This window comes from Pseudoduganella sp. R-31, from assembly GCF_049913235.1.
In the GTDB taxonomy this organism is placed as follows: Bacteria; Pseudomonadota; Gammaproteobacteria; order Burkholderiales; family Burkholderiaceae_D; genus Rugamonas.
Genome location: NZ_CP183986.1, coordinates 5,575,159 through 5,592,360, shown reverse-complemented (window position 1 = coordinate 5,592,360; position 17,202 = coordinate 5,575,159). Strand labels below are relative to the sequence as shown.

Below are 17,202 nucleotides of genomic sequence, written 5' to 3'. Positions count from 1 at the left end.
GTCAACGTGCTGTTACTTAGTCGTTACAAAGGGCGAGCGTGCTAGACTCGCGCCCCATGAATTCCATCCTCGCCCTGAAACTCTTCCTCGTCCCCTCATTGATCTATGCAGTCACGCTGGCCGGCCGGCGCTGGGGACCCGGCGTTGCCGGCTGGCTTTCGGCTTTTCCGATCGTCGCGGGGCCGATACTGCTGGCGATCTCGCTGGAGCAAGGCGCCGGGTTTGCCGCGACAGCGGCGGAAGGGACCCTGATGGCCGTGCTGGCAATGATTGCCTTCAGCCTCGCGTACGCGTGGGCCTCCGGCCGGATGGGCGTTGCCGGCGCCATGCCGGTTGCGTTGAGTACATGGGCGCTGGCGGTGGCGGGACTGCAGTCGCTGCACCTGGCGTTGCCGTTTGCAGCTGCGGCTGTTGTGGTCGCGCTGCTTGTCGCGCCTCGCTTGTTCCCCGCGACGCCGGCTACGCCATCCGCTGCCGCGAGTGCGGTGCCGGCGCGGCGTGGCGGCGACTTGCCGTGGCGGATGCTGGCGGGTGCAGTGCTGGTGATGTCTGTCAGCGCGGCGGCCGCAGGGCTGGGGCCACGCCTGAGCGGTTTCCTGGCCATGTTCCCGGTTATGGGCACGGTGCTGACGGGCTTCACCCACATACAGGCAGGCCGCAACAGCGCGGTGCAACTGCTGCGCGGCACCATGCTTGGCTACTTTGCCTTCGCCGCATTTTGCGTCGCGATCTCGCTGCTGCTGCGCGCGCAGCCGGTGGCGGCATCCTTCTTCTGCGCCTTTGTTTTCGCGCTGACTATCCAGCTATTGGTGAAAGCCGCATCGTCAAAGCGCCTGGCGACATGACAAAGCCGTGGTATTCCTCGCTGTCTCCTTCGACGGAAAGCAGCTCGAAGCGCCCCAGCAGGCAAGCCATGGCCACCTTGATTTCCAACAGCGACAGGTAGCGTCCCGGACAGAGGCGAGGGCCTGAACCGAAGGGCATTGCAAGCTGGCGCGCATTGCTGCCATCCAGCCAGCGCTGCGGATCGAAAGCGGCTGCATTGCACAGCTTCGCTTCCGCCACGCTGTCGTGCCGCAGCACGCACCACACCACGCTGTCCTTCGGCACCTGCACATCGCCCACCACGAAGTCGCGGTTGGCCTGCAATGGAATGAAGGGCGCCGGCGGCTTGAGGCGCATGGCCTCGTGCGCGCAGGCGTCGATGTATTCCAGCTGGTCCATCTGCTCGATGCTGAAGCCTGCCGGATCGGGTGCAACGCGCCGCACTTCTTCCTGCGCGCGTTGTAGTGCCGCCGGGTGGCGAGACAGGAGCCAGATCAGCCAGGACAGGGCGCTGGATGTCGTGTCTTCGCCCGCCAGCAACATGGTGCTGACATTCCCGACTACTGCGGCGTGGTCGATGCCGCTGCCTTCCTGGTCCGCTGCGGCCAGCATCGCTTCCAGCATGTTCTGCGGCTTCTCGGCGCGGGAAGGATCGTCCTGCATGCGCTGGCGTGCCTTGGCGATGAAGCCATTGGTCGCTTCGCGCATGGCAAGGACTGCCGCCTCCAGCTTTCGGTCGTAGGGCAGCTTCACGTAGCGCCAGTACGGGACCGGCAGCAGGGAACGGCGCGCGGTACCTTCCATGATCAGCTCCAGTTGCTGCTGCACGACGTCATCGCCATGCTCGATGGTGTTGACCTCTTCGCCGAACGCCAGGCCGGCGATCACGTCCACCGTGTAGCGCTTCAGGTCCGCATTCAGGGCGATAGGGCGACCTTCCTGCGCTGCCTGCGCCCAGCGTGCCTGCAGCCGTGCGCCGACGCGCGCCAGCAGGGGGAAATAGGCCTTGATCGCATGCGGTGCGAACGCCTGCATCACCATCTTGCGCTGGTTGCGCCAGGCCGCGCCTTCGGCCAGGAAGACACCGCGCTCGCCGCCCATCTCATCCGACACCTGGGCGGTGACGTCGGGCCGCCGGAAGCCGTCGGGCCGGTCGCGCAATATGCCATTGACCAGCGCAGCATCGGCAACGACCAGCGCCTGCGAGCGGCCAATGCTCATGCGGAACAGCGAACCATATTGCTGCGCCAGGACTTCGACATCGGCATGCACCTTGCGCGGCCGCAGTTGCAAGATATTGCCGAGGAAGGGCAGGCCCCTTGGGCCGGGCAGGTCGGAGAGTTGGCGCAAAGCGCCGCGAGTGGGGGCGGTTGTCGTATTCATGCTGCCAGTATGCGTCGACCGTGCGGTCCGGTCTTGAACATTTGCGACATCGCGCTACAATGCTGTGCATGTTGCCAATTAGCAAATTCATCGTGCCGCGCCGTTCGCTCGCCTCCTGCCTGCGTGCGATCGTCGTGCGCAATACGGTCGGCTGCGAGTTGCCCGACGAGCAGCGCCTCAACCGTTATCCGGCGACAGGTTTTCCGGTGCTGTTCCTGCAACTGGTGGGCGAGTCCCAGATGGTGGAGCCGCCGATGGCGGAGAAGTGTCAGGAGGGCGGCGTGCTGCTGTCGGGTGCGTGGACCGGTCCCACGGTGTCCGCCAACCCGGGCCCCACGCATTTCATGACCGTGCTTTTTTTCCCCGAAGCGCTGCACCGCCTGACGGGGATCGACATGAGCACCATCGTCGACCAGTTCCAGCCGCTCGATGTGATGCTCGACGCCGAATGGCAGCAGCTGGCGGCGCAAATGCTTGCCGCGCGCGACGACGAAACGCGCGTCGCCTTGCTGGAGGATTTCCTTGAGCCGCGCTGGCGCGCCGTGCGCGGCGCCGGCACTTTCGATGGCGCGGTGGGAGACTGGGTGCGCCGCCTGGAAGGCCAGGCCGCCGCCGCAGGCATTGGCCGCAGCGTGCGCATGGCCGAACGCCGTATCCGGGAATGGGCGGGCCAGCCCTTGCGCCGCCTGCGCCGCGCCTATCGCGCTGAACAGACCTTCATCGCAGCGCGCGACGCCGCGCTGAAAGGCAGGGTCTCGCTGGGCGACATGGCGCAACTGGGCGGTTATTCCGACCAGTCCCACATGAGCCGTGAAGCGCGCGAGATCAGCGGGCTTAGCCCGTCCGAGATCCTGCGGCGCGGGCTGGAAGACGAAACCTACTGGGTCTACCGTATCTGGAACTAGCCGCGCGGCGCCATTCGCTATAATCGTCTCGCCATGACAGATTTTGACGACGACGAACAGTTGGTGACCGAGCTGGGCCTTGCGGCCCGCGGCATCGAACTGGCAAAGCAGGAAGGCCGCGTATTCCTGCGCTTCACCGGCAGTGTGGAGTTGGACGGCCTGCACATTCCCTACGACCTGGTGCCGCAGCAAGGCGTGCTGGCCAAGCCATCCAAATGGCGCAAGCTTGAGCGCGATGGGCGCGCGGCCCTGCTGCTGGAGCGCGGCAGCAAGGCTGCGCAGGCCGCCCTGCATGCCGACGTCGTCGCTTTCGCCGCCGAGCTGCGCGAAGAATGCGACGACTACGGCATGCGGCCGATGGACTTCCTGCATGCGCTGGAAGACATGCAGACCTCCGAGCCGGCCGGCATTGTCTTCGATCGCATCCGCCAGCGCCTGGAGCATGCGGTGGAGCGCCATCGCGAAGAACGCCACGCTGAACGCACGCGCCAGAGCATCAACCTGGCCGAATACCCCGATACCTTCGAAGTCGCACGCCGCCTGCCGCGCAAATTCATCGCGCTGCTGGGGCCGACCAATTCCGGCAAGACCCACAAGGCGATGGAAGCGTTGGCGAAAGCGCGCAGCGGCGTTTATCTGGCGCCACTGCGCCTGCTGGCGCTGGAGAACTACGAGCGCCTGCAAGCTTCCGACCCGGACCTGAAGGTCAGCCTGGTGACCGGCGAAGAGCGCCGTATCGAAGAAGGCGCAACCCATGTCGCCAGCACGGTGGAAATGCTGGACACGCGCACGCAAGTCGAGGTGGCCGTGATTGATGAGATCCAGATGCTGTCCGACCGCGACCGCGGTGCCGCCTGGACCGCCGCCGTCTGCGGCGCACCGGCGCGCACGGTCTACCTGGTGGGCGCGGCCGAAGCGCGGCGCGCAGTGGAAGCGCTGGCCGAGCGGTTGGAATGCCCGATCGAGGTCCACATCCTGAAGCGCAAGGCGCCGCTGTCGATGGAGCCATCCGCCGTGCGCAAGCTCAAAGGCTTGCGCAAGGGCGACGCCGTGATCGCCTTCTCGCGCCGCGAAGTGCTGATGTGGCGCGACATGGTGACCGAAGCCGGCCTGTCAGTCGCCACGGTGTACGGCAACCTGTCGCCTGAAGTGCGGCGCGCGCAGGCGCAGCGCTTCCGGGATGGCCATGCCGACGTGGTAGTGGGCACGGACGCGATTGCCATGGGCCTGAACCTGCCGATCCAGCGCGTGGTGATGACTACCACCGTCAAGTACAACGGCTACGAGGAAGAGGAAATTCCTGCGGCCCTGGCGCGCCAGATCGCGGGCAGGGCAGGGCGCTACGGCGTGCACGAGGAAGGCCACGTGGCGGGCTACGACGACGAGACGCACGGCGTGATGCGCTCGCTGTTGAAGGAAAAATTGCCGCCGCTGAAAGCCACAGGTTTCGCCGTAGCGCCGACGCTGGAGCACCTGCACCGTATCGCTGCCGTCACCGGCGAGGATTCGCTGGCGCGCTTGCTCAAGCGCTTCGTTCACAATATCGACGTGCCGGACGGTTTCTTCTTCCCGCGCATCACCGAGGAGCAGTTCGAACGCGCCGAATGGCTGGATACCTTGCCGCTGTCGGTGGCGGATAAGTTCACCCTGTCGCTGGTACCGATTTCCTCCAACGTGGTCACGCTGCAGAAAGCTTGGGAACACTGGTGCGTATCGTTGTCGCGCCAGCGCGTGACCCACCTGCATCCGGAGCAGAACCCGCTGCAGTGGATGAACCTGCAGGAGGCGGAAGATGCCTGCCGCCTCTACTCGGCCTACGCCTGGCTGGGCTACCGCCTGCCTGAATTCTTCCCCGACGTGGCGCAGGCGCTGGAGCTCTCGCGTTCCGCCTCCGAAAGGGTTGACGGCATCCTGCAGGACCAGAACGCCGCCAACCGCCGCCGCCAGCCGAAGCGCTTCCGCTAGGCCGGCTTCTTCGCGTGCATCCGGTCGAGGCTTGAACGTGCACCGGCGACTGCCTCCAGCCGCTCTTGCAGGTACTGGCTAAGGCGCGGATGCTGGCTGAAGGCCACGTTGAAGCGAATGTGCCGATCCGGTGTGTCACTGGGCGAGAAGGCGGCGCCGCGCATGAGCAGGATCTTGTTGCGGTATGCGTCCTGCACCAGCAGGTCGACGTCCAGGCCTTCTGGCATGGTGCCCCACAAGAAAATGCCGGCGTCGCCCGGCTGCTCGAACTGCACGCCGGCTGCGCTGAGTTGGCGCGTGCTGGCGTTACGTGCCGCCATGATTTTGCGCTGCAAGCGCTCCAGGTGCTTGCGCAGGTTACCCGCCCTAAGCACTTCCAGCAGCACATATTCGTTCAAGGCAGGCGTCGTCAGGATGGAGTGAATCTTGGTGCGCATCAGTACCTTGAGCAGGGCTGGCGTTGCGGCAAGGTAGCCCATGCGCAAGGCAGGGCTCAGCGCCTTGCAGAAGCTGGAATAGTAAATCACGCCATCGAGCCCGGACAGGGCAGCCAGCCGAGTGCTTGGAGATTGCTGGAAATAGCCATGCACATCGTCTTCGGCAATCAGGAAGCCATGCTGCTGCGCCAGCATCAATACCTTATGCAGGTTGGCGGCGCTGCTGCTCCAGCCGGTCGGGTTATGCAAGGCGGTCTGCACGAACAGGATGCGCGGCCGATGTTCGCGGCACGCCGCTTCCAGTTCGTCCAGGTCGAGGCCATCGGGACGGCGTTTGATCGGGACCAGGCGTATCCCTTCTTGCCGCAGCCTGCCAAACATCAGGAAGAATCCGGGATCTTCGACCAGTACGGTGTCGCCGGGCTGTAAAAAGCTGCGGCAAACCAGGTCGATCGCGTGGGTGCCGCCAAAGGTGGTGAGTACATGGCCGGCATCAACGTCCACACCTATGCCGCGTAGCAGCAGCGCTATGTGTTCGCGCAATTCGGGCAGCCCCTGGGGCGGGCAGCGTGAGGCCATGCCGGCACTGCTTCGGGCCAATGCCCTTTGTATCGCGGCCGCCGGGACAGCGTCTTGCAGCCAGGTTGGCGGCAGTGCGCCGCTGCTGGCCAGCAATACACCTTCGCGTTGATCGTTTGCCTGCTGCGCCAGCCAGACCGGCTCTTGCTCCTCGCCCGCTTCCAGTGCGGCTTCGTCAGGAATTGATTTGCCCTCGTCATTCCTGGTGCAGACATAGAAGCCGGCCGTGCCTTGCGAATCGATGATGCCTGCCGCGACCAGCCGGTCATAGGCTACAACGACGGTGTTCGTGCTCACTGCAAGCTGGGCGGCGAGCTGGCGTATCGACATCAGCTTGGCGCCGCCAGGCAGCGCGCGGCTCTCGACCATGTGCCGTAACTGTGTCTCAATCTGCTTGGACAGTGGGATGGGAGAGCTGCGGTCGATGGCGAACATGACGAGAGTCTAGCGTAAAAACATCAAGGCCAGGACCAGCAAGGCCGCACCCATGGCCAGGTTGAATGCGCGTTGCTTGCGCGGATCGTCGAGCAAGCGCCGGATCGACATGCCAAACAGGGCCCACATGAAATTGCAGGGAGCCCCTACAAGCATGCCAATGACCGACGCCTGCAGTGCATTGGCGAAGGCATTGCCCTGCGCGGGCATGAACACCGATGCCACGGTAATGGCTTTCAGCCAGCTTTTGGGATTAAGCGCCTGGAAGACGGTAGCCTGGGCGAAGGACACGGCCTTGGAAGCGCGCACGCCATCCGCTGAAGCGCCGCTGAGTTTCCAGGCAAGGTAGATGAGATACAGCGCGCCCGCGACGCGCAGCACCTGTTGCGCCAATGGGTAGGTGACAAAGAGGCTTCCCAGCCCCACGCACATCAGCATGGTTTGCACGAAAACGCCGGCCTGGATGCCGAGGATGACCGGCAATGCGCCGCGACCGCCGAAATTGGCGCCCGTGATGGCGAGCATGACATTGTTTGGCCCAGGCGTGGCCGACATGACGAGGCAATAGCTCGCCAGGGGCAGGAGTTCGATCATGGTGTGCAATCCGCAACGAAGGAATGGCACAGTCTAGGATCGCGGCACAGGGCGAACAAGACACAAGGCGGCGGGACGGGAATCATGCTGTATCAGTCGAACGACTGCTACAGTTGGCAGCAGAAACAAAAAAGCCTCGTCCGAAGACGAGGCTTTCCTGTTCATTCTGGTAGGCCGTGCGGGGCTCGAACCTGCGACCAACGGATTAAAAGTCCGCTGCTCTACCAACTGAGCTAACGACCCGAAAGAGGCCGTATTATATACGAGGATTTTGGCGTTTGCAAAGTCCCTTTTTTTGCCTCACCCCATGGCGGTAACCTTGAGCACTTCCTCCGCCGTGGTCACGCCTTCGCGCACCTTGAAAGCGCCGGCAATGCGCAACGGGACCATGCCTTCGGCGACCGCCTGCTTGCGCAGGGCGGTGATGTCGGTTTCTTCTTCCAGCATGGTGTTGAACGATTCGCTGGTGGTGAGCAGCTCGTAGATGCCGGTGCGGCCGCGGAAGCCGGTCTGGCGGCACTCGGGGCAGCCGACCGGGCGATATACCTTTTCCGGCTTGCCGATATCCCAGCCGCCGCTCAGGCCCTGCCAGAGGTCGTCGGCCAGCTCGCCGCCTTCCTCCTTGCAGTCCACGCACAGCGTGCGCACCAGGCGCTGCGCCATGATGCCGATCAGCGTTGCTTCCAGCATGTAGTAAGGCACGCCCAGCTCCAGCAAGCGCATCACGGCCGATGGCGCATCATTGGTGTGCAGGGTGGACAGCACCAGGTGGCCGGTCAGCGCGGCCTGGATCGCCATCTCCGCAGTCTCCAGGTCGCGGATCTCGCCGACCATGATGATGTCCGGGTCTTGCCGCATCAGGGCGCGCACGCCGTCGGCGAAAGTCAGGTCGATGCCGGGCTGCACCTGCATCTGGTTGAACGAGGCTTCGACCATCTCGATCGGGTCTTCCACCGTACAGACGTTGACCTCTGGCGTCGCCAGCGTTTTCAACGTGGTGTACAGGGTGGTGGTCTTGCCCGAGCCGGTCGGGCCGGTGACGAGGATGATGCCGTGCGGACGGTTGGTCAGCGAGTCCCAGCGCTTGGCGTCTTCCGGCGGGAAACCCAGCTCCGGCAAGGTCTTCACCACCACTTCCGGGTCGAAGATACGCATGACCAGCTTTTCGCCGAAGGCGGTCGGCAGGGTCGACAAACGCAATTCGATTTCCTGGCCGCCGGCGGTGCGGGTCTTGATACGGCCATCCTGCGGACGGCGCTTCTCGATCACGTCCATGCGGCCCAGCAGCTTGATGCGGGCGGTCATCGCGATCATCACCACTGCCGGCACCTGGTAGACCTGGTGCAGCACGCCGTCGATCCGGAAACGGATGGTGCCGAGTTCGCGCTTGGGCTCGAGGTGGATATCCGACGCGCGCTGTTCGAAGGCGTACTGCCACAGCCAGTCGACGATATTGATCACGTGCTGGTCGTTGGCATCGACCGTCTTGTTCATCTTGCCCAGCTCGACCAACTGCTCGAAGTTGTTGCGCAGGGCGATGTCCTGGCCAGTATTCTTGTTGGCGTGCTTGATCGACTTGGCCAGCGAGAAGAACTGCGAGGTGTACTGGGAAATATCGAGCGGGTTCGAGATCACGCGCTTGATGACGCGGCGCGCGACCTTGGCGATTTCCCCTTCCCACTCCAGCGCGAACGGATCGGCCGTGGCCACGGTCAGCGTGTCCGGCGTGATCTCCACCGGCAGGATATTGAAGCGCGCCGCATAGCTGGCCGACATCACGTCCGCCACCTTGGTGAAGTCGATCTTCAGCGGGTCGATGCGGTAGAAGGGCAGCTTGGCCCGCTGGGCCAGCCATTCGGTCAGCACATCCAGCGTCAGCAGCTTGCCGCTCTTGGCCGATACCAGCTTGCAGTGCGCCACGGCGCTGAGTGGATGCATGGCGCCCGGGGTGTTGCGCAGGATGCCTTGGGCCTGCGCGTACAGTCCTTTGACTTCGGCTTTCTCGACCATTCCATCAGCCAGCAGCCAGGTGAAGATAACTTGAAGATCGAGTGCTTTTGCCATGTGTGACCTTATGCGAGTGCGGCTTTCAGTCCCTTGAGCCAGGACTTTGCGGGCAATTTTGTTTCGGCGACGATTTGCGCGGCGCGATCCGCCAGCGCAGCCACGTCGATATTGCGGCGGGTCTTGAAGGCGATTGCCACCACGTTCCCATCATGGACTTCCGGCAGCGACACCACTTGCGGGAAGGCGAACTTCATCGCCTTCAGGTTCTTGGCGTAGCTGGGATGGTCGCCGAACAGGTTGACGGTCATGATGCCATCGTCATTCAGGCAGGCGGCGCAGGCCTGGTAGAACTCAGGCGTGTCGAGCACCGGGCCGCGCGCAGTGGCGTCGTACAGGTCGACCTGCAGCGCGTCCAGCGTGCCGTGGTGGTCCGGGTTGGTGACGTAATCCATCGCATCCATTTCTACGACGTTCAGCCGGCCGTCATTGTCGGGCAGCTTGAACATGGAATAGCAGATGCTGATCACCGACGGGTTCAGTTCCACCGTGGTGACTTGCGCTGCAGGGAACTGCTTGTAGCAGAACTTGGTCAGTGCGCCCGTGCCCAGGCCCAGTTGGGCGATGTGGGCGGGGGCAGCGTTCCACAGCATCCAGGCCATCATTTGCTGAGCGTACTCCAGCTCCGGCCAGTCCGGCTTGCGGATGCGCATGGCGCCTTGCACCCACTCGGTGCCGAAATGCAGGTAGCGCACACCGTCCAATTCGGACAGCGTGACCGGGGCAAACTTGGGTTTTCGCGTGGCGGGACGCGAAGACTCTTCTTTTTCGATGGATTTACGTTTGATCAGCATGGCGGCATTATCCCGCGTTATCTTGCTTACAAGCAAGCGTCCAAATGAAAACTGCCGGCCATCGCTGGCCGGCAGTCCGGGGAAGGAGAGGTGGCCCGGAATTTAATTATTCATCGGTTCAACATTTACACGCAGGCGGATACGCTGGCCCGGGTCGTGGCTCATGAAACTGGTGTAGTTACGGCCGCGGTAATCGTACTCCACGTTATAGCCGGTGGTGCGGGTTTCGAAAGAATCAACCATGCGGCACTGCTTGACGGCCTGCTCCTGCACGGCGCCCGGCTGGGCGTTCGAATTCTGGGTGCGGTCGCCGATCACGGCGCCGGCAATCGCGCCGGCAGCGGTGGCGGCGGTCTTGCCGTGGCCGGAGCCGACCTGGCTACCGACTGCCGCGCCCAGGATACCACCAAGGATACTGCCGCCGACGCCGCGTTCCTGCGGCTGCTGCACCTGGACGTATTCGGTGCGGCATTCCTGGCGCGGACGGTTGATCTGCTCGGTCACAGGCGTGACGCGGGTCACCCGGCCGTAATCCTCAAAATCGATTGCTTGGGCCTGCGCCAGCGGAACGGCGCCGAGGCTCAGTGCTGCGAAAAACAATTTAGTTTTGGCTTTCATTTTGTTTACCTCGTTTCTGTCTTTTTGGCAGTTCGCTTGGGTTTAATTGGAATTGCACGCCTAAATATTAACGCCAAGGCTTGTATCCTTGGGGGAAGTAAGGCAACAAAATGTAACCCCATGCTTTTGGGTTAATATGGTAAGTTTTTAACAAAACTTGCGTTAGGACTCACTTTCGGGTTGATTCATAGAGTACAACACGTTACCCTTATGGCGTGGAATCAGATTGACAGGGAGAAACGAAAGCTCCGGCCCCGGCGCATTGACCCGCCTACGGCTTGTACTTGATAGGTCGATTTGAGGGAAAGATGAGTTTGTTGATAACTGTGCCGCCTAATCTAGTCCAGTCTATTCGCGCCTTCCGCGTGGCAGAGCTGCAGGACGAGGCAGCGCGCCTGGGGCAGCACTTCTTGTATGCGCATTGCAATGCCGGCCTGACCAAGCAGCAAGTTCTGGGCATTATTGCCGAGTCTTTCCACATCCCTAAACCGCACTCCAAGAATTTCGACGCCCTGCGCCTGACCCTGACCGAAACCATGGACAAGGCCGGCCCCCAGCCGGGCTTCCTGATCGTGCTGGAGCAGTTGCCAAACACGCAAAAATTTGACCGTGAAGCACGCGAGTGTTTGCTGGATGTTTTCCGCGATGCGGCCGATTTCTGGGCCGAAAAGAAGGTACCGTTCCGCGTCTTCTACTCGTTCGAGTAGCCTTAATTCCCCGCTTGCATAGTTTGCTGCGTAGCAGCATAATGTCGCGTTGGCTCGCCTGAGCAGGTACAATGGCGGCCATGAAAAACATCGTCATCCTCATTTCCGGACGCGGAAGCAATATGGAAGCGGTGGTCCGTGCAGCCAAGGCCGAACAATGGCCCGCCCGCATTGCCGCCGTCATCAGCAATAAGGCGGATGCCAAGGGCCTCGAATTCGCGGCCTCGCACGGCATTCCGACCGCAGTAGTCAGCAACAAGGATTACCCTAGCCGCGAAGCATTCGATGCTGCGCTGCAGGAAGTCATCGACGGCTTCAGCCCCGACCTGGTGGTGCTGGCCGGCTTCATGCGCATCCTCACGCCGGGTTTCGTCAGCCACTACGAAAACCGCATGCTGAATATCCACCCATCGCTGCTGCCGCTGTTCCCAGGATTGCACACGCATGAGCAGGCGCTGGCATCCGGCGCGGCCACGCACGGCGCCACCGTGCACTTCGTGACTGCCGAATTGGACCACGGTCCGCTGGTGGACCAGGTATCCGTGCCTGTCCTGCCGGGCGACACCGCCGACATGCTGGCGGCGCGCGTGCTGGAACAGGAATGGATCATGTACCCGCGTGCTATCCGCTGGTTCGTTGAAGGCCGATTGAGGGTCGAAGATGGCAAGGTCAATATTGACCGCAACTGAATAGAGAAAGAATACCATGCGTTTGCCACCATACGTCCTCACCAGCGCCGAAAACGTGCTGCGTGAAATCATGCGCTTCACCGCGCCGGCCGACACCACCCTGTCGCATTTCTTCAAATCGCACCCGAAGCTGGGCGGCCGCGAGCGCGGCGCCATTGCCGAATCCGTGTACGCCGTGCTGCGTAACAAAGCCTTCTTCACCGACCGCGCCGAAGCCGGTGCCGGCGGCGCCACCATGCGCCGCCTGGTGCTGCTGGGCATGGCCGATGCAGTCGGCATCGATGCGCTGCCGGGCCTGAGCGAAGAAGAATCCGAATGGCTGAAGCGCCAGCTGGAAATCGACCGCTCGCTGCTGCACAAATCGATGCGCGCGAACATGCCGAAGTGGCTGTTCGACAAGCTGGTCGCCCAATACGGCGAAGACGAAACCCTGGCTCTGGCCGACGCGCTGAACACCCCGGCGCCGCTGGACCTGCGCGTCAACGCCATGAAGACCGACCGCGATGCCGTGGTAGCCGAACTGGCGACTGCGCCCATCGTGGCCGAGCCGACGCCATTCGCCCCGCTGGGCCTGCGCCTGAAGAAAAAGCCTGCGCTGCAAAACCTGCCGCTTTTCAAGTCCGGCGCGATCGAAGTGCAGGACGAAGGCAGCCAGCTGCTGGCCCAGATCCTCGGCGCCAAGCGCGGCGAGATGGTGGTGGACTTTTGCGCCGGCGCCGGCGGCAAGACGTTGGCCCTGGGCGCGCAGATGCGCAATACCGGCCGCCTGTATGCCTTCGACGTCTCCGAAAAGCGTTTGAGCAAGCTCAAACCGCGCCTGGCGCGTTCCGGCCTGTCCAACGTGCACCCGGTCGCCATCGCGCACGAAAAGGACGCGAAGGTCAAGCGCCTTGCAGGTAAGATCGACCGCGTGCTGGTGGACGCGCCATGCTCCGGCATGGGCACGCTGCGCCGCAATCCCGACGTGAAGTGGCGCCAGCCGGAAAGTGCGATCGCCGAGATGCACGAGAAGCAGGTTTCGATCCTGGACGGCGCCGCGCGCCTGGTCAAAGGTGGTGGCCGCCTGGTGTACGCCACCTGCTCGCTGCTGGAGGAAGAGAACGACGCCGTCGCCAAGCAGTTCATCGAAACCCATCCGGATTTCGAGCTGGTCCCGATGTCCAAAGTACTGGCGGAACAAAAGATCGCCAACCTCGAGATGGGCGACTACCTGAAGCTGCTGCCGCACAAGCACCAGACCGACGGCTTCTTCGCCGCCGTCTTCGAACGCAAGCCTATGGCCAAGCCTGCCAAGGCCGACGAAGAGTAACAGCCCAGCGACCATAAGGAGAATTCCGAACGATGCCGTTAGCGAAATTGCTGGATGATTTGCTGGGGGATCTGCGCGATCCGAGCCTGATGTGGCAGGTGGGCGCGATCGCGCTGTCTGTCTTGCTGGGCTGGACCTTGTCGCGCTTCCTGTGGCGCGGCATGAAGGCGCGTACTGCGGACAACGGTGTGGCGCGCTTTGGCCTGGAGAGCTTCGGCCGCGTCGTCGGGCCCTTGCTCATCGTGGTGCTGCTGTGGGCCTCGCAGAAAGTGCTGGGCCGGATGCATTTCCACACCAATCTGGTCAATCTGGCGCTGCCGATTTTCAGCTCGCTCGCGGTGATCCGCTTCGGCTTTTACCTGCTGCGCCGCGTGTTTTCGCGCGGCGGCGTGGTGGGCGAGGGGATGCAGAATTTCGAGAAGGCTTTCCAGCTGCTGGTGTGGCTGGCCTTCGTGTTGTATATCACCGGCTTTTACCAGGACATCTTCGACTTCCTCGACGATACGCTGATCCCGCTCGGCAAGCACAAGGTGTCGATCGCCACCATACTGCAGGCGGCGGTATCGGTCGTGGTGCTGCTGCTGTTGGCCATGTGGGCGGGCGCGGCGCTCGAAGAGAAGCTGATGAACCTGCACACCATGCATTCCAACCTGCGCGTGGTGTTCGCGCGCATGGGCCGCGCGGTGCTGATCCTGGTGGCGGTGCTGGTCAGCCTGTCGCTGGTGGGCATCGACCTGACCGTGCTGTCGGTGTTTGGCGGTGCGCTGGGTGTCGGCCTCGGTCTTGGTTTGCAGAAGATCGCCAGCAACTATGTGTCGGGCTTCATCATCCTGCTGGACCGCAGCCTGACCATCGGCAACGTGATCACGGTGGACAAGTACGCCGGCCAGGTCACCCAGATCAATACCCGCTACACCGTGCTGCAGGGGACCGATGGCGTTGAATCCATCGTGCCGAACGAAATGCTGGTGTCGGGGGCGGTGCAGAATTCTTCCCTGTCCAATCCGGCCGTGGTGATCATCACGCGCGTGACGGTTGGCTATGACAGCGATGTGGACTTCGTGCTCAAGCTGATGGAAGACGCGGCCCTCAGCATCGAGCGTGTCATGAAGGACAAGCCGCCGTCCGGCATGCTGCAAGCATTCGGGGCGGATGGCCTGGAGCTGGCGCTGGCTTTCTGGATTGCTGATCCGGAAAACGGGCGTGGCGGCGTGACCTCCGATGTCAATCGGGCAATCTGGAAGTCCTTGAAAGAAAACGGGATTTCTGTACCGTTCCCGCAACGTGAGATTCGCCTGCTGGGCCCTCTGCCGCAGCAGTCTGCCTAAAAAATAATCAGTGCCCAAGGGAAATCCTTCCTCAAATCACCCTCGAATGCGCGTACAATGACGCCTATTCGGAGTCCCTTCATTTGGAGTTGTAATGGATTTAAGCGCAGTTCTCGATTTCATCAGCAATGGCGTAACTGGCCTCAGTGCCTGGGCGACGGTTGGCGTGACGCTGATCCTGACCCACATCACCATCGCCAGCGTGACGATCTTCCTGCATCGCCACCAGGCGCACCGCGCATTGGAACTGCACGCGATCCCTTCGCACTTCTTCCGCTTCTGGCTGTGGCTGACCACCGGCCAGGTGACCAAGGAGTGGGCTGCCATCCACCGCAAGCACCACGCCAAGTGCGATACCGAAGAAGATCCGCACAGCCCGGTCACCAAGGGCATCAAGAAAGTGTTCTGGGAAGGCGCCGAGCTGTACCGCGCTGAATCCAAGAACAAGGAAACCATGGAGAAGTATGGCCACGGCACACCTGACGACTGGATCGAGAAGAACCTGTACTCGCGCTTCAGCTGGCAGGGCGTGGCGCTGATGCTGATCATCGACTTCATCCTGTTCGGCGCCAAGGGCATTACCGTGTGGGCCGTGCAGATGCTGTGGATTCCTGTGACTGCAGCCGGCATCATCAACGGCATCGGCCACTGGTGGGGCTACCGCAATTACGACTGCTCCGATGCAGCGACCAACATCATCCCTTGGGGCATCATCATCGGCGGCGAAGAACTTCACAACAACCACCACACCTATGCGACTTCAGCCAAGCTCTCGTCCAAATGGTATGAGTTCGACATCGGCTGGGGCTACATCCGCGCCATGGAAATGATTGGCATGGCCAAAGTGAAGAAGATGCCGCCGAAGCCCAAGTTCGACACCGCCAAGGTGAAGGCCGACTTCGAAACCCTGCAGTCCGTGATCGCCAACCGCTACGACGTGATGGCCAAGTACGCCAAGTCCGTCAAGCACGCCTGGAAAGAAGAACTGGCGCAGCTGAAGGACAAATCGCAGCTGGAATCGCGCTTCCTGAAGTCATCGCGCAAGCTGCTGCAGCGCGAGCCAGGCAAGCTGGAAGCCCCGCAGAAGCAGCAACTGGTGGAACTGTTCCAGCACTCGAAGGCGCTGGAAACCATGCACAATATGCGCGTGGAACTGGGCATGCTGTGGGAGCGTTCGCACTTCACCCGCGATGAGCTGGTGCAGAAGCTGCAAGACTGGTGCGAGCGTGCGGAGGCGTCGGGCATCAAGTCCCTGCAGGAATTCTCGATGCGCCTGCGCAGCTACGCGTAAGCCTGATCTACTCTTGCGACAAGACGGCCCTGCGGGGCCGTTTTGTTTTTGAGGAAAACCAAAGACCCCGGACGGAAGCGCAATTCGTGTTGGCGTGATCCCTGCCTTGCAGGTATGCTGTTGCCTTTCGGAAATTAATTCTATGGAGGCAGTTTTGAAACGCTTAATTTTGCCGCTGGCGTTAATGCTGGCCGGAAGTGCGCATGCGGCAGCGAACTGGCAAATCAAGCCGGAGGGCCTGGGTCCCTACAAGGTCGGCGCACGTTATGAAAACCTGGGCAAGACCTTTGGCGGCCTGGAAGCGGACTCGATGATCACTGAAGACAAGGTATGCCGCGTGGCGCGCTCCAAGCGTTACCCGAAAGTGGAAGTGACTTTTGTGAAGAAAGTGCTCGTTCGGGTCGACGTATCAGGGGGTTTTGGCGCCGATCGTGGCGTGCGGATCGGCGATCCAGTTTCCAAGCTGCAGCGGGTCTATGGCGACGCGGTCAGGCCGCATCCCCAGCATGCCGACTGGCTGATGGTGGAAACAGGCGACCGTGAGCTGGCTGTCCGCTACATCACGCTGGATGGGAAAGTGAAAGCGATCCACGCTGGAAAACGTCTCCAACTTCAGACAGAAGGTGGTTGTGACAAGTAAATAATGTTGCGAAAGAGTATTTACCAAAGAGATAATAAGTATTTTCACAACTTCTCTGAGGAAATATGAAATCTTTCGCTTCGCTGGGTTTGATGGTTGTTGCTGTTGCTGCATTGTCGGGTTGCGCCATGACGGCACCCAATTACACTCCGTCCATGGACAACGTCGCTACCCTGAACAATATGGGCGATGTGAAGGCCAAGGTCGGTGAATTCAGTGCGCCGGCCGGCACGGATACCCCGGTCACCCTGTCGATTCGCGGCAGTTCTATGTCCTCGCCGGTTGGCGGCAATTATGGCGCTTACGTAGCCGAAGCGCTGCGCCAGGAACTGTCCCTGGCCAACAAGCTGGTGGTTGGCTCCGACACCCTGGTGACCGGCAAACTCGAAAAGAATGCGCTGGATGCCTCCGGCTTCAGCACCGGTACCGCAAGTATTTCGGCCCGCTTTGTTGTCAGCAAGGGTGGCGTCTCCGTCTATGAAAGCGTGAAGACGGTCGATAACTCCTGGGAGTCGTCCTTCATCGGCGCCACGGCCATCCCAGCCGCAGTCACCGGTTACCACAATACCGTGCAAAAGCTGTTGGCTTCGCTGTATGCGGACCCTGAGTTCGTCAAAGCCATCAAGTAAAGAGAGCGGA

At 62.0% G+C, this 17,202-nt stretch carries 16 protein-coding genes and 1 tRNA gene; 10 read left to right on the top strand and 7 right to left on the bottom strand.

Annotation, left to right across the window (positions count from 1 at the left end):
- The first annotated feature begins 56 nt into the window (after positions 1-56).
- Entirely contained in the window at positions 57-845 is a 789-nt protein-coding gene (locus ACN9MY_RS25480; protein WP_426336311.1) for a hypothetical protein, read from the top strand.
- Here ACN9MY_RS25480 and ACN9MY_RS25475 read toward each other — a convergent pair.
- Positions 796-2,208, bottom strand: coding sequence for a cytochrome P450 (locus tag ACN9MY_RS25475; RefSeq protein ID WP_426319023.1), 1,413 nt, complete (start codon positions 2,206-2,208; stop codon positions 796-798). The two genes, ACN9MY_RS25480 and ACN9MY_RS25475, sit on opposite strands and share 50 nt — an antisense overlap.
- Before the next feature lie 68 nt (positions 2,209-2,276).
- Between ACN9MY_RS25475 and ACN9MY_RS25470 the strand changes: the two genes are divergently transcribed.
- Both ACN9MY_RS25470 and ACN9MY_RS25465 read left to right on the top strand, forming a co-directional pair.
- Positions 2,277-3,113: a helix-turn-helix domain-containing protein gene (locus tag ACN9MY_RS25470; protein ID WP_426336310.1), complete on the top strand. Its 837-nt coding sequence runs from the start codon at positions 2,277-2,279 to the stop codon at positions 3,111-3,113.
- A gap of 33 nt (positions 3,114-3,146) precedes the next feature.
- A complete protein-coding gene (locus ACN9MY_RS25465) occupies positions 3,147-5,078 on the top strand; it encodes a helicase-related protein (protein WP_426336309.1) in 1,932 nt (643 codons plus the stop codon).
- On the opposite strand, the gene ACN9MY_RS25460 is transcribed toward ACN9MY_RS25465, so the two are convergent.
- The 6 genes from ACN9MY_RS25460 to ACN9MY_RS25435 all read right to left on the bottom strand — a co-directional run bounded on the left by ACN9MY_RS25460 (position 5,075) and on the right by ACN9MY_RS25435 (position 10,599).
- Positions 5,075-6,529 (bottom strand): PLP-dependent aminotransferase family protein, encoded by a 1,455-nt coding sequence (locus ACN9MY_RS25460; protein ID WP_426336308.1) that lies wholly within the window; start codon positions 6,527-6,529, stop codon positions 5,075-5,077. The two genes, ACN9MY_RS25465 and ACN9MY_RS25460, sit on opposite strands and share 4 nt — an antisense overlap.
- 9 nt (positions 6,530-6,538) lie before the next feature.
- Entirely contained in the window at positions 6,539-7,123 is a 585-nt protein-coding gene (locus ACN9MY_RS25455) for a LysE family translocator (RefSeq protein WP_426336307.1), read from the bottom strand.
- A gap of 167 nt (positions 7,124-7,290) precedes the next feature.
- Positions 7,291-7,366 (bottom strand) — tRNA-Lys (locus ACN9MY_RS25450).
- A 57-nt stretch (positions 7,367-7,423) separates the two neighbouring features.
- Complete coding sequence (locus ACN9MY_RS25445; RefSeq protein ID WP_426164004.1) at positions 7,424-9,187, bottom strand: GspE/PulE family protein; 1,764 nt, start codon at positions 9,185-9,187, stop codon at positions 7,424-7,426.
- Between the two features lie 8 nt (positions 9,188-9,195).
- Positions 9,196-9,981 carry a spermidine synthase gene (locus ACN9MY_RS25440; RefSeq protein WP_426336306.1) on the bottom strand — a complete coding sequence of 262 codons (786 nt, stop codon included), beginning with the start codon at positions 9,979-9,981 and terminating at the stop codon, positions 9,196-9,198.
- A gap of 102 nt (positions 9,982-10,083) precedes the next feature.
- On the bottom strand, positions 10,084-10,599 hold the full coding sequence (locus ACN9MY_RS25435; protein ID WP_426164000.1) for a glycine zipper 2TM domain-containing protein: 516 nt from the start codon (positions 10,597-10,599) through the stop codon (positions 10,084-10,086).
- Positions 10,600-10,907: 308 nt separating this feature from the next.
- Between ACN9MY_RS25435 and ACN9MY_RS25430 the strand changes: the two genes are divergently transcribed.
- The 7 genes from ACN9MY_RS25430 to ACN9MY_RS25400 all read left to right on the top strand — a co-directional run bounded on the left by ACN9MY_RS25430 (position 10,908) and on the right by ACN9MY_RS25400 (position 17,192).
- Entirely contained in the window at positions 10,908-11,306 is a 399-nt protein-coding gene (locus ACN9MY_RS25430; protein WP_426163998.1) for a barstar family protein, read from the top strand.
- Positions 11,307-11,386: 80 nt separating this feature from the next.
- Positions 11,387-11,995, top strand: a complete 609-nt coding sequence (gene purN / locus ACN9MY_RS25425) for a phosphoribosylglycinamide formyltransferase (protein WP_426172299.1) — start codon at positions 11,387-11,389, stop codon at positions 11,993-11,995.
- 16 nt (positions 11,996-12,011) lie between these two features.
- Positions 12,012-13,304, top strand: coding sequence for an RsmB/NOP family class I SAM-dependent RNA methyltransferase (locus ACN9MY_RS25420; protein WP_426163996.1), 1,293 nt, complete (start codon positions 12,012-12,014; stop codon positions 13,302-13,304).
- Between the two features lie 32 nt (positions 13,305-13,336).
- Positions 13,337-14,632 carry a mechanosensitive ion channel family protein gene (locus tag ACN9MY_RS25415; RefSeq protein WP_426336305.1) on the top strand — a complete coding sequence of 432 codons (1,296 nt, stop codon included), beginning with the start codon at positions 13,337-13,339 and terminating at the stop codon, positions 14,630-14,632.
- Positions 14,633-14,726: 94 nt separating this feature from the next.
- Complete coding sequence (locus ACN9MY_RS25410) at positions 14,727-15,923, top strand: DesA family fatty acid desaturase (protein WP_426336304.1); 1,197 nt, start codon at positions 14,727-14,729, stop codon at positions 15,921-15,923.
- Positions 15,924-16,077: 154 nt separating this feature from the next.
- On the top strand, positions 16,078-16,563 hold the full coding sequence (locus ACN9MY_RS25405) for a hypothetical protein (RefSeq protein ID WP_426163989.1): 486 nt from the start codon (positions 16,078-16,080) through the stop codon (positions 16,561-16,563).
- A 65-nt stretch (positions 16,564-16,628) separates the two neighbouring features.
- Positions 16,629-17,192: a hypothetical protein gene (locus ACN9MY_RS25400; protein WP_426163987.1), complete on the top strand. Its 564-nt coding sequence runs from the start codon at positions 16,629-16,631 to the stop codon at positions 17,190-17,192.
- Positions 17,193-17,202 lie beyond the last annotated feature (10 nt).

What these genes read in the sequence shown, in the direction of transcription:
- ACN9MY_RS25480 (WP_426336311.1), top strand. Translation starts at nt 57, where the DNA reads ATGAATTCCATCCTCGCCCTGAAACTCTTCCTCGTCCCCTCATTGATC.
- ACN9MY_RS25475 (WP_426319023.1), bottom strand. Translation starts at nt 2,208, where the DNA reads ATGAATACGACAACCGCCCCCACTCGCGGCGCTTTGCGCCAACTCTCC.
- ACN9MY_RS25470 (WP_426336310.1), top strand. Translation starts at nt 2,277, where the DNA reads ATGTTGCCAATTAGCAAATTCATCGTGCCGCGCCGTTCGCTCGCCTCC.
- ACN9MY_RS25465 (WP_426336309.1), top strand. Translation starts at nt 3,147, where the DNA reads ATGACAGATTTTGACGACGACGAACAGTTGGTGACCGAGCTGGGCCTT.
- ACN9MY_RS25460 (WP_426336308.1), bottom strand. Translation starts at nt 6,529, where the DNA reads ATGTTCGCCATCGACCGCAGCTCTCCCATCCCACTGTCCAAGCAGATT.
- ACN9MY_RS25455 (WP_426336307.1), bottom strand. Translation starts at nt 7,123, where the DNA reads ATGATCGAACTCCTGCCCCTGGCGAGCTATTGCCTCGTCATGTCGGCC.
- ACN9MY_RS25445 (WP_426164004.1), bottom strand. Translation starts at nt 9,187, where the DNA reads ATGGCAAAAGCACTCGATCTTCAAGTTATCTTCACCTGGCTGCTGGCT.
- ACN9MY_RS25440 (WP_426336306.1), bottom strand. Translation starts at nt 9,981, where the DNA reads ATGCTGATCAAACGTAAATCCATCGAAAAAGAAGAGTCTTCGCGTCCC.
- ACN9MY_RS25435 (WP_426164000.1), bottom strand. Translation starts at nt 10,599, where the DNA reads ATGAAAGCCAAAACTAAATTGTTTTTCGCAGCACTGAGCCTCGGCGCC.
- ACN9MY_RS25430 (WP_426163998.1), top strand. Translation starts at nt 10,908, where the DNA reads ATGAGTTTGTTGATAACTGTGCCGCCTAATCTAGTCCAGTCTATTCGC.
- purN (WP_426172299.1), top strand. Translation starts at nt 11,387, where the DNA reads ATGAAAAACATCGTCATCCTCATTTCCGGACGCGGAAGCAATATGGAA.
- ACN9MY_RS25420 (WP_426163996.1), top strand. Translation starts at nt 12,012, where the DNA reads ATGCGTTTGCCACCATACGTCCTCACCAGCGCCGAAAACGTGCTGCGT.
- ACN9MY_RS25415 (WP_426336305.1), top strand. Translation starts at nt 13,337, where the DNA reads ATGCCGTTAGCGAAATTGCTGGATGATTTGCTGGGGGATCTGCGCGAT.
- ACN9MY_RS25410 (WP_426336304.1), top strand. Translation starts at nt 14,727, where the DNA reads ATGGATTTAAGCGCAGTTCTCGATTTCATCAGCAATGGCGTAACTGGC.
- ACN9MY_RS25400 (WP_426163987.1), top strand. Translation starts at nt 16,629, where the DNA reads ATGAAATCTTTCGCTTCGCTGGGTTTGATGGTTGTTGCTGTTGCTGCA.